Source organism: Nocardia sp. CA-136227 (assembly GCF_050955695.1).
Taxonomy (GTDB): domain Bacteria; phylum Actinomycetota; class Actinomycetes; order Mycobacteriales; family Mycobacteriaceae; genus Nocardia.
This window is the reverse complement of the sequence record NZ_CP192081.1, coordinates 6235860-6250684: the sequence shown is the minus strand read 5'-3', so window position 1 is coordinate 6250684 and position 14825 is coordinate 6235860. Positions and strand designations below refer to the sequence as shown.

Annotated in this window: 14 protein-coding genes and 1 pseudogene; 7 read left to right on the top strand and 8 right to left on the bottom strand. The window is 69.2% G+C overall.

From position 1 onward, the window contains the following. Positions 1-2 precede the first annotated feature (2 nt). Positions 3-1517 carry a sensor histidine kinase gene (locus tag ACQP06_RS28995; RefSeq protein ID WP_433667831.1) on the top strand — a complete coding sequence of 505 codons (1515 nt, stop codon included), beginning with the start codon at positions 3-5 and terminating at the stop codon, positions 1515-1517. A 251-nt stretch (positions 1518-1768) separates the two neighbouring features. On the opposite strand, the gene ACQP06_RS28990 is transcribed toward ACQP06_RS28995, so the two are convergent. Next, complete coding sequence (locus ACQP06_RS28990; RefSeq protein ID WP_033087439.1) at positions 1769-2023, bottom strand: WhiB family transcriptional regulator; 255 nt, start codon at positions 2021-2023, stop codon at positions 1769-1771. 255 nt (positions 2024-2278) lie between these two features. Continuing rightward, positions 2279-3217, bottom strand: a complete 939-nt coding sequence (locus tag ACQP06_RS28985; protein WP_433667829.1) for a diacylglycerol/lipid kinase family protein — start codon at positions 3215-3217, stop codon at positions 2279-2281. A gap of 198 nt (positions 3218-3415) precedes the next feature. On the opposite strand from ACQP06_RS28985, the gene ACQP06_RS28980 reads away from it, so the two are divergent. Beyond that, on the top strand, positions 3416-3874 hold the full coding sequence (locus ACQP06_RS28980) for a hypothetical protein (RefSeq protein WP_433667827.1): 459 nt from the start codon (positions 3416-3418) through the stop codon (positions 3872-3874). Positions 3875-3966: 92 nt separating this feature from the next. On the opposite strand, the gene ACQP06_RS28975 is transcribed toward ACQP06_RS28980, so the two are convergent. From ACQP06_RS28975 to ACQP06_RS28960, 4 genes and pseudogenes are all read right to left on the bottom strand, one after another. Then, positions 3967-4446, bottom strand: a complete 480-nt coding sequence (locus tag ACQP06_RS28975) for an N-acetyltransferase family protein (RefSeq protein ID WP_433667825.1) — start codon at positions 4444-4446, stop codon at positions 3967-3969. Continuing rightward, positions 4443-5060, bottom strand: coding sequence for an acid phosphatase (locus tag ACQP06_RS28970; protein ID WP_433667824.1), 618 nt, complete (start codon positions 5058-5060; stop codon positions 4443-4445). The genes ACQP06_RS28975 and ACQP06_RS28970 overlap by 4 nt, the downstream gene beginning before the upstream one ends. A 163-nt stretch (positions 5061-5223) precedes the next feature. Then, a complete protein-coding gene (locus ACQP06_RS28965) occupies positions 5224-6447 on the bottom strand; it encodes an Rv3212 family protein (protein ID WP_433667822.1) in 1224 nt (407 codons plus the stop codon). 1316 nt (positions 6448-7763) lie between these two features. Next, a pseudogene (locus ACQP06_RS28960) lies at positions 7764-9186 on the bottom strand (DEAD/DEAH box helicase); the annotation flags it as partial. A 430-nt stretch (positions 9187-9616) separates the two neighbouring features. On the opposite strand from ACQP06_RS28960, the gene ACQP06_RS28955 reads away from it, so the two are divergent. From ACQP06_RS28955 to ACQP06_RS28945, 3 genes are all read left to right on the top strand, one after another. Next, a complete protein-coding gene (locus tag ACQP06_RS28955) occupies positions 9617-10651 on the top strand; it encodes an alpha/beta fold hydrolase (RefSeq protein ID WP_433667820.1) in 1035 nt (344 codons plus the stop codon). A 45-nt stretch (positions 10652-10696) separates the two neighbouring features. Continuing rightward, positions 10697-11386 carry a ferritin-like fold-containing protein gene (locus tag ACQP06_RS28950; protein WP_433667818.1) on the top strand — a complete coding sequence of 230 codons (690 nt, stop codon included), beginning with the start codon at positions 10697-10699 and terminating at the stop codon, positions 11384-11386. Between the two features lie 96 nt (positions 11387-11482). After that, a complete protein-coding gene (locus ACQP06_RS28945) occupies positions 11483-11710 on the top strand; it encodes a DUF3107 domain-containing protein (protein WP_213559758.1) in 228 nt (75 codons plus the stop codon). A 96-nt stretch (positions 11711-11806) separates the two neighbouring features. On the opposite strand, the gene ACQP06_RS28940 is transcribed toward ACQP06_RS28945, so the two are convergent. Continuing rightward, positions 11807-12472 carry a TetR/AcrR family transcriptional regulator gene (locus ACQP06_RS28940; protein WP_433667816.1) on the bottom strand — a complete coding sequence of 222 codons (666 nt, stop codon included), beginning with the start codon at positions 12470-12472 and terminating at the stop codon, positions 11807-11809. 389 nt (positions 12473-12861) lie between these two features. On the opposite strand from ACQP06_RS28940, the gene ACQP06_RS28935 reads away from it, so the two are divergent. After that, positions 12862-13857, top strand: a complete 996-nt coding sequence (locus tag ACQP06_RS28935) for a DUF3152 domain-containing protein (protein WP_433673456.1) — start codon at positions 12862-12864, stop codon at positions 13855-13857. On the opposite strand, the gene ACQP06_RS28930 is transcribed toward ACQP06_RS28935, so the two are convergent. After that, entirely contained in the window at positions 13842-14168 is a 327-nt protein-coding gene (locus ACQP06_RS28930; RefSeq protein ID WP_433667814.1) for a hypothetical protein, read from the bottom strand. The two genes, ACQP06_RS28935 and ACQP06_RS28930, sit on opposite strands and share 16 nt — an antisense overlap. Here ACQP06_RS28930 and ACQP06_RS28925 point away from each other — a divergent pair. Beyond that, on the top strand, positions 14128-14775 hold the full coding sequence (locus tag ACQP06_RS28925; protein WP_433667812.1) for a nuclear transport factor 2 family protein: 648 nt from the start codon (positions 14128-14130) through the stop codon (positions 14773-14775). The genes ACQP06_RS28930 and ACQP06_RS28925 overlap by 41 nt on opposite strands. Positions 14776-14825: the final 50 nt, after the last annotated feature.

The window sequence follows — 14825 nt, the reverse complement described above, 5'->3', positions numbered from 1 at the left end:
GAATGTCGACCCTGAGTGAGCTACTGGCCGAGCACACCGATCTACCGGGCGCGGCGGTCGACCATTTGCAGCGGGTGGTGGGGGATTGGCAGCTGCTGGCGGATCTGTCCTTCGCGGATCTGCTGCTGTGGGTGGGCACCGGACCGGTGACCGAGGGCGCGGAGGTGGTCTGCGTGGCGCAGTGCCGCCCCACCACCGCCCCCACCGTGCACCCGGAGGACCTGGTCGGCGGATACGCCACCAAAGAGGCCAATCCGCACGTGTTCGAGGCCCTGCTGAACTGCGAAATCCAGCGCTTCGAGGCCGACACCGCCCTGACCGGGGTCTATCACCCGCATCCCGTGCACGCCATGCGCGAGGCCATTCCGGTGCGGGTCGGCGACGACATCATCGCCGTCCTCGGCCGCGATACGGACACCCAGCGCCGCAAGATGCGGTCCAGTCTCGAGATCGCCTACATGTCCTGCGCCGACGACCTGTGCCAGATGGTCGCCGACGGCACCTGGCCGGCGCTCGAGGACCGCACCGGCTCGCATTCCAGCCCGCGCGCGGGCGACGGTTTCATCCGGCTCGACACCGAGGGCACCGTCGTCTACGCCAGCCCCAACGCGCTGTCGGCGTATCACCGCATGGGTCTGCAGAACGATCTGGTCGGCCAGGACCTGGCGCTGACCACGCGCTCGCTCATCACCGACCCGTTCGACGCGCAGGAGGTGGTCGGCGACATCCAGGCGGCCCTGGCCGGAAAGGGCGGGCGCCGAATGGAAGTCGAGGCGCGCGGCGCCACCGTGCTGCTGCGCACCTTGGTGCTGCGCCCGCACGGTGAGCTCGGCGGCGCCGCCGTGCTGGTCCGCGACGTGACCGAGGTGAAGCGCCGCGACCGCGCGCTGTTGTCCAAGGACGCCACAATCCGCGAGATCCACCACCGGGTGAAGAACAACCTGCAGACGGTGGCCGCGCTGCTGCGCCTGCAGGCCCGCCGCACCGAGAACGAGGAGGCCCGCCTGGCGCTGACCGAATCGGTCCGCCGGGTCACCTCCATCGCGTCCGTGCACGAAATGTTGTCGATGTCGGTTGACGAAGAGGTCGATCTGGACGAGGTGGTGGACCGCCTGCTGCCGATCATGGCCGACGTGGCGACCGTGCACACCGCCCGCATCAAGGTCCGCCGCGCCGGATCCTTGGGCGTCTTCTCCGCCGAACGCGCCACCCCGCTGGTCATGGTGCTGACCGAGCTGGTGCAGAACGCCATCGAGCACGCCTTCGACGCGGGTGAGAACGGTACGGTCACAATCCGTTCCGAGCGTTCGGCGCGCTGGCTGGACGTCATCATCAGCGACGACGGCCGCGGCCTGCCCGACGGATTCAGCCTGGAGGCCTCCGACCGGTTGGGCCTGCAAATCGTCCGCACACTGGTCACGGCGGAATTGGGCGGCTCGATCGGACTTCACCCCGGAGCCGATGTCGGAACCGACGCGGTGCTGCGAGTTCCGCTCGGCCGGCGCTCCGCGCGCTGAAATATCAACTTCGACGCATAAGTTCGGGCGTGAGCTGAAAAGCCGCGCCCGAACTTTCGTTCGAGGCGCGAATCCCGTTGAACGGGAATTGCCCGGGGAATTCTTCTCGTCGGGGTTCGGGGGCGAAGCCCCTGCGGGAGCCGCGAGTCGGCCATTTACACACTGAAGCCCGGCACCTGTGTTGGTGCCGGGCCGAATTGCGCTGCGGCCCCGAGGCTGGGTTGGGCCGTAACGCCTTGTCGTCTAGGTGGTTAGACGACGCTGCGGGTGCGCGTGCGCGCGTTGCGACGCTTCAGCGCGCGACGCTCGTCCTCGCTCATTCCACCCCACACGCCGGCATCCTGGCCCGACTTCAGGGCCCAGGAAAGGCAGTCAGCGGTGACAGGGCAGCGAGCGCAGACCAGCTTGGCATCGGCAATCTGCGCGAGCGCCGGACCACTGTTACCCACCGGGAAGAACAGCTCGGGGTCCTCGTCGCGACAGATGGCCTTGTGGCGCCAGTCCATTCCTCTGCTCCTTTGCTAGGGCACGCATGGCGCTGCCCCTCGGGTTTGTGGTCCGTTCACTTGTGCGACTCGAATGTTTCCGCACGGTTGCTTGTGAATGCTTTCACGAACACCGTAGATGTCAATAGATACCTGGTGCACCGTGGGGAAGCTCACGCTGTAAGACCCCTACATGGGGGTCCGCCGTGTCATTTGTACTCGGTCGAGCGGGTTTTCGCAGCGCAACAACGAGTTTTCTCAGGTGTGTCGAGCCGGCTAGGGCTTCGGCGCGACCACATCGAGGATATCCGGGACGGCTGTGAAATTCACCATGTTGCGGCGACCGATGAAGTCGCCGTCGATTTGCAACCCGATCGGTTCTTCCGCCGTGACGGTTACGCCCGGAACGTCGTCCTCGCGAAACAATGTGGGGCCCTTGGGATCCCCCTGGGCTGCCAGCAACTGTCTCGCGACCATCAAGGTGGGCAGAACACCCATGGTGCGCATGGCAAACACCCCGAGACCGGATTCGAATCTGGTCCCCGGGTTGGTGACCACGGGCGTGTTGTCGAGATACGTCCAGGGACTGGCGTTGGTCACGAATGCGTAATGCACATCCGTGACCGGTTCGTGACCTGGAATGTCCAAGGTCACTTGCGGGGCACGGCGTTTGGCGCGGAAGAACTGCTTGACCGTGGTGCGCAGATAACGAGCGGGCGTGGCGGCCTTGCCCTTCGCGCGCTTCTCGTCGATGGCCTCGCACACGTCCGCGTCCAGGCCCACTCCCGCGCTGAAGCAGAACCAGCGATCGTCGGCCACGCCCAGACCGATGCGGCGATCCGCGCTGTCGGCCACCAGATCGATGAGCTGATTGGTCGCGGTCACCGGATCCGGCTCGATGCCGAGCGAGCGCGCGAACACGTTCGCCGAACCGCCCGGAATGATGCCCAGCCGCGGCAGCCATTCGCGCTGCGGCTGCCCGGGCAGCGGGAGGAAACCGTTGATCGTCTCGTTCACGGTGCCGTCGCCACCGTGCACGACGATCAGATCCATCCGATTGTCGGCGGCCCAGCTCGCCAATTCGGCGGCGTGCCCCCGGCGCTCGGTCTGGCGGACGGTGAGTTCGGTGCGGCTTTCCAGTGCGTGGGCGAGCAGATCGCGAGTGGACCGAGTGGTCGAAGTGGCATTCGGGTTCACGATCAGCAGCGTCCGCACGGTGCCATTCTGCCTCCGCTTCGCTCCGGCTGGTTCGCGGCCCCGAAGTCTCGTTCTTCCCTCCTCCGCTCCTCCGCTTCGCTCCCCCGCTCCGTCAGTCCAGAACGAGACGGCCGCGAACCTTCCAGTGCCAGTTCTCAACTGGTCAAACGCCGTGCGGATGCATTCGCCAACGACGCTCGGTCGTAGGCTGGGGGCGTGGCTGAGCAGAACCAGGGCGAGAGCAAGTCGGCGGGCGACACCGGGGCCGGGGCCGCGCAGGCCGGGGGCGTGCCCACGACCGTGCGGGTCGCGGGGGCGCTGGTCGCGCTCGAGGGCGCGGCCGGGCTGGTGGCGATGGTCATCCTGATCATCGTCGGCCTGAACGGCGAGGCGCAGAGCGCGAAGAACAGCTATCTCACCGCCGGGTACGCGGCGATCCTCGGCGGCGCGGTGCTGGCGGCGGGGCTCACGCTCATGCGCGGCAAGCGCTGGGGGCGGGCGCTGGCGACGTTGACCCAGCTGTTGCTGCTCGGTGTCGCGTATTACATGTTCACCTCGGGGCGGCCCGAATTCGGGACGCCGCTGGGGTTGCTGGCGCTGGGAACTCTGGGCGCGCTGTTCGCGCCCGCCTCGGTCAAGTGGATGGCCGAGGGGTACGGCTCGGGCTCGGAGTAGCGCCGCGCGCCCGGCTCGGCGGCCGCCGAGCCGATTTTTGGACGCTCGCCCACCTCCTGGGTGAGCGAGCGCTTTCCCGGGCCTCTCGGCCCTCAGTCGTCGGCGTGCGACGCCAGGCGCGCCAGGGGAGAACCGGAGAGCCGATAGCCGGTCCACTCGTGCTGATGCTCGGCCCCGATGGACCGGTAGAAGTCGATACTCGGGGTGTTCCAGGTGAGGACCGACCAGTCCACCCGCGCGTACCCCTGCTCCACGGCCTCCCGGGCCAGCGTCGCCAGCAGGCTCTTGCCCAGCCCGCGCCCGCGCGCCTCCGGCTTGACGTAGAGATCCTCCAGGTAGATCCCGTGCACGCCCTTCCAGGTGGAGTAGTTCAGGAACCAGATGGCGCAGCCCACCACGCCGTGATCGCTCTCGGCGACATGCGCGTACAGCGCGGGCGTGGGCCCGAACAGCGCGGTCCGGAGCTGCTCCTCGGTGAGCGTGCACTCCTCGGGGGCCTTCTCGTACTCGGCCAGATCGTGGACCAGACCCACCAGCGCGGGAACGTCGTCGGGTGTGGCGCGGCGGATCATTCGGGGTTTCCTTCCATCGGTTCCAGCGGCGCGACCAGATTGTGCGCGAGCACGGTTCGCGCACGATGGTCGTGTCCCAGCACCGTAACCGCGGCGGTCGACAGGTAGAACCGGCGGCCCTCGGCCACCTCGAACTCGGCCCAGCGGGCGATCAGAGCGCGCGAGAAGTGACCGTGCCCGACCAGCACCACGTCGCGGGTGGCGAGTTCGGGGATGACCGTGGCCAGCACATGGTCGGCGCGTTTACGGACGTGGTCGGCGGTCTCGCCCTCGGGGACCTCCCCGGTCCAGATGGTCCAGCCGGGCGACATCCGCTGGATCTCCGGCGTGGTCAGGCCCTCGTATTCGCCGTAATCCCACTCCACCAGGTCGTCGTCGACGATGACCCCGCTCAGCCCGGCCAGTTCGGCGGTCCGCAGCGCCCGCTGCCTGGGACTGCTGAGCACCAGGGGATTCGACAGGTCCAGGTCGTACAGCAGTTTTCCGGCCGCCCGAGCCTGGGCCTCCCCGAGTTCTGTGAGCGGTATGTCGGTGCGCCCGGTGTGGCGCCGCGCGGCCGACCAGGCAGTCTCCCCGTGTCGAAGCAATACCAGCCGAAATTCGCCACCGCTCATGAATCGATCATGCTCCACCGCCTCCCCGAATACTCGGCGGGCGACAGATTGCCGTCGGAATTGCGCACCCGTGCCGGCGGTTGGGAGCCGATCCGACCCTGGGCGTCCCCGGGGAGTTACCCCGGCCGTTGCGAAATCCGCTGTCGCGGTGGCATACGACCGCTCAGGAGCGGGCGCCGACTGCGTACACCTGCGTGCCCCGGCGTTCCAGGAACACGGTTCCGGACACTCCGAGCGAGATGGGTTCCTTGTGATAGTCGCTGCGCTGCAGTGGGATTCGTGAAGTCTGTGCGCCGGTGGCGGGATCCAGGATGGCCAGTCCGTCCGGGATCGGAGCGATCAGCTGGCCGGACATCATCGCGGCGGTGCCGAGCACATTGTGGGTGCCCCACAGCGGGTCCAGGGTGGCGAGGTTCAGCGCGACCAGCGCCTCACCGGTGAAGACGAAGTAGCCCGACGACAGCCGCGCCACCATGGCGGTGTCGGAGAACGCCGGCATCTGGTGCGTGGCGACCAGATTGCCGTTCACGTCGTAGAGCGCGAGAACCGGTGTGGTGGACGGGGTTCCGGGTAGGTAGAGCGCGATCCTGGTGTCGGACACCGCGATCACCTTCGCCCCGTCGACCGCGCCGCCCGGCTCGGTGAGCACGTGCGAGCTGTACTCCTCCGGCGTGGTGCCGTCCTTGGGCGCGGGATTGAGGATGGTCAGCCGCGCGGCCGCCTCGTTCGGGCAGCGTTCCAGCACCGCCACCCGGCTGGGAGCCGAAGCCGCCGACAGCAGGGTGCAGCCGCTGCGCGGCTGGGTGTGCGGATTCACCGGGGCGTCGACATAGCCGTACTCGAGGGTGCGGACCATGTCCGAACGCCACAGTTCCAGCCGCCGCGGACCCTGCGCCAGCATGTAGGTGCTGTCGGGGGCCAGCGTGATCTTGTCGTCCATGTAGCTGGACCGGGCCGCCACCCGAGATCCGTTCTCGGCGTTGAGCAGAGTGGTCTGACTGCACCCGCGCTGATCCTGGTAGGTGGCGATGACCGTGCCGAACTGGACCTCCACCGCGCACAGCGGCAGATCCCGCTCATAGGTCCACACCTGCTCGCCGGTGCGGGGATCGCGCCCCGACACCGTGCCGCCGTCGGCGGTGACGGCCACGCCGCCCACCACCAGCGACCGCTGGGTCGCCCCGTCGGGGGCGTGCCACAGCTCCGCGACCTGCTGGGGCACCGGATCGGTGGAGATCGGCGCGGGCAGGGTGCGGGTGGCGGTACTGGCGTGGGTACCGCGAACACCGCTGGTCAGCACCACGACCACTGTCGCGATCGCCACCAGAGCGGCGATCGCGACAGCGGTGAGAATATCGGCGCGCGTCCGCCGCTCGGGTGCGAGCACGACAGCGAGAGTAGCCGATCCGGTGGACTAGGCCGAGGCCGCGACCGCGGTGTCGGCCACCGTGACGGCGCCCTCCGCCCCGTCCTCGGTCTTCTTGCGACGTGTCCGCTTCACCGGGGCCGCTTCGGAACCGCTTGCCGCGGTACCCGACTCGACGGCCTCGACCTCGGACTTCGCCGCCGCCTTCACGGCCTTGCGAACCCGCTTCTTCGGCGCCTCCGCCTCGGCCACGACCTCAGCGGTCGCCTTCTTCGCCCCGGCCTTGGCCTTGGCGGGCGCGGCCTTCGCGGTGGCGGACTTCGCCTTGCCGTTGGTGGCCGGCTCCGTCTTGCTGTCGGCGGGTTCGGCCTGGGTGTCGGCAGCCGCGGCGGCGACCTTGCGAGTCCGCTTGGCCGGAGCCTTCTTCGGCGCCTCGACGGTCTCCGCGGCCGGAGCCTCGGCGACGGTCTCGGCCGCGGCCTTGCGAGTGCGCTTGCGCGGCGCCGCCTCGGCGACCGCACCCGACTCCTCGGTCACTGCCTCGACGGCGGCCTTGGCGCGGCTCGCCCGCTTCTTCGGCGCGGCCATCGCGACATCCGCATCGCTCTCGGCGGTCACCGTTGCGGCGGAACCGTTTGCGCTGGTAGCGGATTCGGCGGTCGCCTTGGTTCGGCCGGCCCGCTTACGCGGTGCCGCCGCCTCCGGCGCGGTCTCCGCGACCACGGCGGCCTCGGGCTTCGGGTCCGCCACGGCGCTGTCGGCGACAATCGCCGAACCGGCCTCGGCGGTGGCCTTGCGGCGAGTGCGCTTGCGCGGCGCTTCCGCATCCTGCGACGCGGCCTCGACCACCACGGCCTCGGCGGCCGAATCCGTCTCGGTCACCGGCGCGGCCGCCTTGGCGGCACGGGTGCGCTTGCGCGGAGCGGTCGTCGCGGTCGCTTCCGCACCGGAATCGGTCGTCGCGGCAACCGCGGGAGCCTGGTCCTGCGCCGCGACGGGAGCCGCGACGGCGGTGGTGGCCTCGGCCGGGCGGCTCTCGCCGGACGCGGCGTCACCCGTCACGTTCTCGGTCGTGACCTCCACGGTGCCGTTCTCGGAGCGCCTGCCACGGCGGTTGCGGCGGCGGTTGCGGCCACCCTCGGCCGGGGTCTCGCCCGCGGGTTCGGCGGCGGCCTCGGTCTCCACCGAGGTGGTGGCCTGGACGGTCGCGTTGGTCTCCGCGCCACCCTTGCCGCGGCGACGACGGCGACGACGGCGGCCGGTCTTCTCCGGATCGCCGGTGGTCGAATCCGTCTCGGCGGCAACGGTTTCAGTGGTGGTGGCGGCCGGGGCGGCGTCACCCTCGGGGCGGCCGCCACGGGTGCGGCGGCGGTTGCGTTCCCGCGGCGCGCGGCGCTCGCGTTCGACGACGACGGCGTCCTCGTCGCGCGGGGCCGGGCCCTTGCGCACGGTGCCGGTGACGCCCTGCGGGATGCCGAGCTCCTCGTACAGGTGCGGGGAGCGGGAGTAGGTCTCCGCGGGTTCCGGGATGCCGAGGCCCAGCGCCTTGTCGATCATGGCCCAGCGGTTCAGCTCGTCCCAGTCGACCAGGGTGACCGCGACGCCGGTCTTGCCCGCGCGGCCGGTGCGGCCGATGCGGTGCACGTAGGTCTTCTCGTCCTCGGGGCACTGGTAGTTGACGACGTGGGTGACGTCGTCGATGTCGATGCCACGGGCGGCCACGTCGGTGGCGACCAGCACGTCGATCTTGCCTTCGCGGAACTTCTTCAGCGCCTTCTCGCGGGCGATCTGCCCGAGGTCGCCGTGGACCGCGCCGACCGCGAAGCCACGCTCGGCCAGATCGTCGGCGACCTTCTGCGCGGTCCGCTTGGTGCGCGCGAAAATCATTGTCGCGCCGCGGGTCTCGGCCTGCAGGATGCGGGCGACCAGCTCGCTCTTGTCGAGCGCGTGGGCCCGGTAGATCAGCTGGGTGATCCGGTCGTGCACCGCGGATTCGTGGTGCTCCTCGGCGCGGATGTGGGTGGGCCGGCTCAGGAAGGTGCGGGCCAGGGTGATGATCGGGCCCGGCATGGTGGCCGAGAACAGCAGCGTCTGCCGCTGTTCGGGGACCATGTTCAGGATCCGCTCGATATCGGGCAGGAAGCCCAGGTCCAGCATTTCGTCGGCCTCGTCGAGGACGAGCACCTCCACCTTGCCCAGGATCAGGTGGTTCTGCTGGGCCAGATCCAGCAGACGGCCCGGGGTGCCGACGACCACGTCGACGCCGGCGCGCAGCGCCGCGATCTGGGTGTCGTAGGGGCGGCCGCCGTAGATGGCGGTCACGCGCACCGGGGTGCCGTGGTCGTCCTTCAGGTACTTGCTGGCGTTCTCCAGATCTTCGGTGACCTGCATGCAGAGTTCGCGGGTCGGCACGATGATCAGGGCGCGCGGGGTGCCGTCGAGAGTCTTGGTGCCGGAGCCTGCGGTGGCGATCCGGTTCAGCAGCGGCACACCGAAACCGAAGGTCTTACCCATACCGGTGCGGGCCTGGCCGATGAGATCCTCACCGGCCAGCGCGAGCGGCAGGGTGAGTTCCTGAATGGCGAAAGTGCGTTCGATGCCGATGTCGGCGAGGGCCCGGACGATTTCGGGGCGCACGCCCAATTCGGCGAAAGTGGGAGCGAGGTGGGTGTCGTCGAGTTCCGCGGTCAGCAGCGTGTCCGCCACACCCGGTTCCTGCTCTACGGTGATCTTGCTCAGGTTCTTGCCTTTCCTCGTTATCGCGTCTCGCGCGCACGAGGCGTGGGGCGGACCCGGACGGCCCGCGACGACCACTAGATCCGGTTTCTCGCCGCTGCTGGGATGCCTGTCCGGGGGGATGGGCGTCGACCTGGCGCGGCGGTGCAGTGCTGCGGATCGGAGTGCGCGCACATTTTCCATGGACTGGCGGGTATGAATTTCCACCGTCCGCGGAGATTGTAGCGTGATACAACCTTCGCCCTGTTTTCCGCCACCGCCGATGTGCGGCATTATTGCGCTGGTAGGCGCGCTTATCGATATCGGACAGGGGTCCGATCCGGGGTTTCGCAGTAGCGTTAATGATTGCGGCGCACCATAATTCGGTCCGGGAGCCGGCGCGGGCCGCGTCATCGGCAGTTGAGTTGCTCACATGTGTGATACGTCGTGTACCACTATCTGTCATGGTGGTGCCGTGAGCTTGGCAGACACCGTGACAACCGCTGCGCGCAACGCGTGGGCCCTGACGTTCGGCGACGGCATCGAGGCCCCCGATCCCACCCCCTCGACGGTGCTGTCCGAGGCGCCGCATCGCGAACTGCGCCGCTACGACGGCGCGGGCCCCGACGATCCGGCCGTGCTGCTGGTGCCGCCGCTGGCCGCGCCCGCCTTCTGCTTCGACCTGCGCCCCGACCAGAGCCTGGCCCGGTTCCTGCTCGACTCCGGCCGCGCCCCTTACCTCGTCGACTACGGCGACATCACCTTCGACGACCGCCGCATGGGCTTCGAGACCTGGATCGACGACATCCTGCCCGAGGCCATCCGCCAGGTGTCAGCCGATCGCGGTGGCCGCCCGGTGGACCTGGTGGGCTGGTCCATCGGCGGCGTGCTGGCCCTGCTGACCGCCGCGGCCGACCAGACCCTGCCGATCCGCTCGATCACCGCGGTGGGCGCGCCCCTGAGCTACGACCACATGTTCGGCGCGCGCGAACTGCGCTCACTGGCCCGCCTCGACGGCGGCCGCACCGCCACCACCGCGATCCGGGCCCTCGGCGGCGTCTCGGCGCAGATCACCCGGTTCGCGTACCGGGCCACCGCCTGGAACCGGGAACTCGAGCGCCCCCTGTTCATCGCGAGCAATATCGCCGACACCGCGACGCTGGCCCGGATGGAGACCATCGACCGGTTCCAGAATTCGCTGCCCGGCTATCCGGGACGGTTCTACAACCAGCTGTGGGGTCGCTTCATCCTCAACAACGACATCGGCAAGGGCGGGCTGCGGCTGGGCGAGCGTGAGATCGCGCTGGCCGAGGTCACCCAGCCGGTGCTGCTGGTCGGCGGACCGCGGGACGCGATCACCGCGGCCGCGGCCGTGGAGCACGGGACGAAGACCCTGACCGGGTCGCCGGATGTGCGGTACGAGACCGCCCCCGGCTCGCACCTCGGCATCCTCATCGCCCGTGACACCACGTGGACCTATCTGGACAAGTTCCTGCGCGACCTGGCCTGATCGGTGACCGGTGCCCGTCAATTTCTGGGGCTAGGGTGGTGACCCATGGGAGCAAACTCGTCCACCGTCCCGGAGCCCACGGGCCACCTCATCGCCGCCGAACACCCGGGTGTCACCGACCTTTTCGCCGTCCTCGCCTACGGCGAGATCTCCGCCTTCTACCGTCTCGCCGAAGAGGCCAAGCTGTCGCCCACGCTGCGCGGCAAGGTGGCTGTCGCCAAGATGGCGGGTAACGAGGCCGAGCATTTCCAGACCCTGGAAAGCGCCCTCGCCGACCGCGGCACGGATGTCTTCGACGCCATGGCCCCGTTCGTGCGCGCCCTGGACGCCTATCACGCCTCCACCGACCCCTCCACCTGGCTGGAGTCGATGGTCAAGTTCTACGTCGGCGACGGCATCGCCGCCGACTTCTACACCGAGATCGCCGGCGCCCTGGCTCCCGAGGTCGCCGACGTGGTGCGCGATGTGCTGGCCGAGACCAACCACTCCGAGTTCGTGATCGAGGAGGTGCGCGGCGCGGTCGCGCAGAACCGCTCCGAGCGCGACCGGCTGGCGCTGTGGGGCCGCCGGCTGCTGGGCGAGGCGATCACCCAGGCGCAGTACGTGATGGCGCAGCGCGATGAGCTCACCGAGTTGGTGCTCATCGCGACCGGCGACCTGAACGGCATCGCCACGCTGTTCGAGCACATGCAGAACAGTCACGCGGAGCGCATGCGCGTGCTCGGTCTGGGCTGAGTTTCGCTATCAGCGCAGGCGGTCGGGGCCGATGGCGGTCGCGCCTGCGCTAGCGTGATCGGGACAGGACTACGACTCTAGGTTCGGAGGTTGGCCGTGGAGGTCAAGATCGGCATTTCGGATAGCCCGCGTGAGCTCGTCATCAACAGCTCGCAGACCCCGGCCGAGGTCGAGGCGCTCGTCAGCGGTGCGCTGCAGGGTGAGGGCGGCGTCGTGGCGCTCACCGACGAGAAGGGCCGCAAGTTCCTGATCCAGGCCGCGAAGGTCGCCTATGTCGAGATCGGCGCTCCGTCCTCGGGTCGTGTCGGCTTCGCCGCCGTCTAGTTTCCCGCGCGCGACGCGGTAGATCGCGCGAAAAGAATTGGCCCACCGACTTTGTCGGCGGGCCATTCTTTTTGATTCAACGAGAGTTGTTATCTCTCAATCGATCGGGTGCAGCGGAACGTGCTTGAGTCCGCCCCAGCACAGCGCGACCGTGGTGTCGACGGCGTCGTCCTTGGGGATCGGCCGGTCCGCCTCGAGCCAGTACCGCGCGCTGAGCTGGCTGGCGCCGACCAGGCCGACCGCGAGGACGCGGGCCCGGTAGGGGTCCAGACCGGAGTCGTGGGCGACCAGGTCGAACACCGCGTCCACGCAGGCCTCGGTGGCCTGCTCGACCCGGCGCTGCACCTGCGGCTCATTGGTCAGATCCGATTCGAAAACCAGGCGGAAGCCCTGGGTTTCATGGTCGACGAAGTCGAAGTACGCCGCGACGGCGGCGCGCACGCGCTGCTTGTTGTCGGTGGTGGAGCGCAGCGCCTGGCGCACGCTCGACACCAGCACGTCGACGTAGTTCTGCAGCACCGCCAGGTACAGCTCGAGCTTGCTCGAGAAGTGCTGGTAGAGCACCGGTTTGCTGACGCCGGCGCACTGCGAGATCTCATCCATGCCGGCGGCGTGATAGCCGCGTTGCACGAAGACCTCGCTGGCTGCGGCGAGAAGCTGCGCGCGCCGCGCCTCGCGGGGCAGACGGGTGCCGCGCTTGCTCGTCGCCATGGCCTCGGACGACACACGGTGCGATGTCATCCGGTCCACGAGGTCAGTCATTGCCTATTTCTCCCAGTTGATTCCCGGTGGGAAGGATGTTCACCGGTATCCCACGAACGATACGCGCTCAGGGGGCCGCTGCCGATCCAGGTTCCGAATATTGGTCGCGTGATGCTCGCATTGATTATGCGAGGCCGATCACAACTGTGTAGCACATGTTCCGATTTGTGAGGTCTGCCGCATTAGCGTGAGATATCTCGCAGCAATGATCACGGGCTGGGACGGCAGCTCTCGGCGACCGGCCGGGCTGTGAGAGTCTGTCAGGCGTGACCGAGAAGGCCGCCGGCAACAAGCGACGGGGTAGACCCAGCGGGCCGATCTACGATCCGCTCGGTTTGTTCGACGACGACGGCGCATCGGAGACCGGCCCGTCGGTATCTTCTGGGCTCATCGCGCCACCCGATCCGGATCTCCCCGCCGAGGACCGCCCGCTGCCGCATCAGCCGCTGCGCGCCCGCTGGGACCCGACTTCCCCGCCCGCCGACGCCCGCAATCGCCCGCGCCCCGACCGCGAGACCAAGAAGCAGAGTCCGCTGGGCCGGTTCGTGAACACCTACGGCTGGCGCGCCTACGCGCTGCCGGTGCTGCTGGTGATCACCGTTGTGGTCGCCGTCGACGCCTTCCGCCACACCGGTGACAGCGATGCCGGGCTGCCCGGATTCGGACGCTTGAGCGAGTACACCGACAAGCCGGGCCGCATCATCGGCGGCGCGCCCAAGGGCGACGGCAAGTACGCCGTCGACCTGCCCACCGGCGCGGTCCCGCCCGGCGGGGCCTACACCGACACCGGCGCGGGCACCTGGCGGGTGATTCCGGGCACCACCGCGCAGGTCGGCACCGGCACCCAGCATGCCTTCACCTACTCCGTCGAGATCGAGAACGGGGTGGACACCGCGTCCCTGGGCGGTGACGCGGCGGTGGCGCAGATGATCGACGCCACTCTCGCCAATCCCAAGTCCTGGACCCATGATCCGCGCTTCGCGCTGCGCCGCGTCGACGCCGGCAACCCGGACTTCCGCATCTCGCTGACCTCGCGGGACACCACCCGCAAGTCGTGCGGTTTCGAGATCCCGGTCGACTCCTCCTGCTACAACACCGAACTGGGCCGCGTCGTGCTCTCGGAGGTGCGGTGGGTGCGCGGGGCCCCGGCCTTCGAGGGTGACGTCGGCTCGTATCGGCAGTACCAGATCAATCACGAAGTGGGCCATGCCCTCGGCTACCACGAGCATCAGCCGTGCGAGACCGACGGCGGGCTGGCCCCGGTCATGATGCAGCAGACCTTCGGGACCCGGAACAACGACATCGCGAAGCTGGATCCCGAAGGCGTGGTGCCGATGGACGGCAAGACCTGCCGCTTCAACCCCTGGCCCTACCCCCGCGCCTGAGCGACCTCGGGCGCGGCGCCGGGCAGCTCGGTCGTCGCGGGTCGCGCGGATTCCATTGCGGCGGAACGCCGGTGTCGCGCCACTCCCAGTCCGGCCAATGCCCCGAGAGCGGCACTCGCCGCGGCGGTGAGAACCGCGGCCCGGAACCCGTGCTGCACGGCCACATCGGACCCGTAGCCGCCGCCGACGGTGAAAACCGCTGAGGTGACCGCGATCCCGAAGCTTCCGCCGAGCTGCCGCATGGCGTTGTACACCCCCGAGGCGGTGCCGATGGCTTCCGGCCCGACCGAGCTGATGGCCGCGTTCTGCACCGCGGGCATGGCGGCCGAGACCCCGACCCCGGCCAGCAGCGCCACCCCGCCGAGCAGCGCGCCCAGGATCTCGGAGCCGAATCCCGTGGTGGGCCCGGGTCGTCTGACGCCCGCGCCCGAATTGCCTTGGCTGGAGCCGTTTCCCGACGCACTGCTCGGCGACGGCGACCCGGCCGCGGTGGTGGCGGCCCGGGAGAGCGTGCGGCTGGCGTTCGTGGCCGCGCTCCAGCATCTGCCGCCATTGCAGCGCGCACTGCTGGAGCGCTACGTGTCCGCGTTCGAGACCATGGACATCGAGGCCCTCAAAGCGGTCCTGCGCGAGGACGCCCTGCTGCAGATGCCGCCGTTCGAGGCCTGGTTCCTGGGCCGCGACGCCGTCACGGACTTCCTGGCCCGGGTGTTCGCCCGCGGCGAGGCGTTCCGTCTGCTCCCCACCCGCGCCAACGGCCGCCCGGCCCTGGGCGCGTACGTCCGGCGCACGCCCGGCGGTGGCTTCGAGGCGGCCAATCTGCATGTGCTGACGCTGGATCGCGCGGGTGTCGCCCGCATGGATCTGTTCCACGCGCCCGCCTTGTTCCCGGCGTTCGGGCTACCGACCGGCCTCTGATCACCCCGGTTCGTCAGGGCCTAGGCTTGGGGAAGAACGGCCCCGGTCTC

Coding starts and splice junctions, on each gene's coding strand:
- ACQP06_RS28995 (WP_433667831.1), top strand. CDS start 3: ATGTCGACCCTGAGTGAGCTACTGGCCGAGCACACCGATCTACCGGGC.
- ACQP06_RS28990 (WP_033087439.1), bottom strand. CDS start 2,023: ATGGACTGGCGCCACAAGGCCATCTGTCGCGACGAGGACCCCGAGCTG.
- ACQP06_RS28975 (WP_433667825.1), bottom strand. CDS start 4,446: ATGATCCGCCGCGCCACACCCGACGACGTTCCCGCGCTGGTGGGTCTG.
- ACQP06_RS28970 (WP_433667824.1), bottom strand. CDS start 5,060: ATGAGCGGTGGCGAATTTCGGCTGGTATTGCTTCGACACGGGGAGACT.
- ACQP06_RS28950 (WP_433667818.1), top strand. CDS start 10,697: ATGGGAGCAAACTCGTCCACCGTCCCGGAGCCCACGGGCCACCTCATC.
- ACQP06_RS28940 (WP_433667816.1), bottom strand. CDS start 12,472: ATGACTGACCTCGTGGACCGGATGACATCGCACCGTGTGTCGTCCGAG.
- ACQP06_RS28925 (WP_433667812.1), top strand. CDS start 14,128: ATGGCTTCCGGCCCGACCGAGCTGATGGCCGCGTTCTGCACCGCGGGC.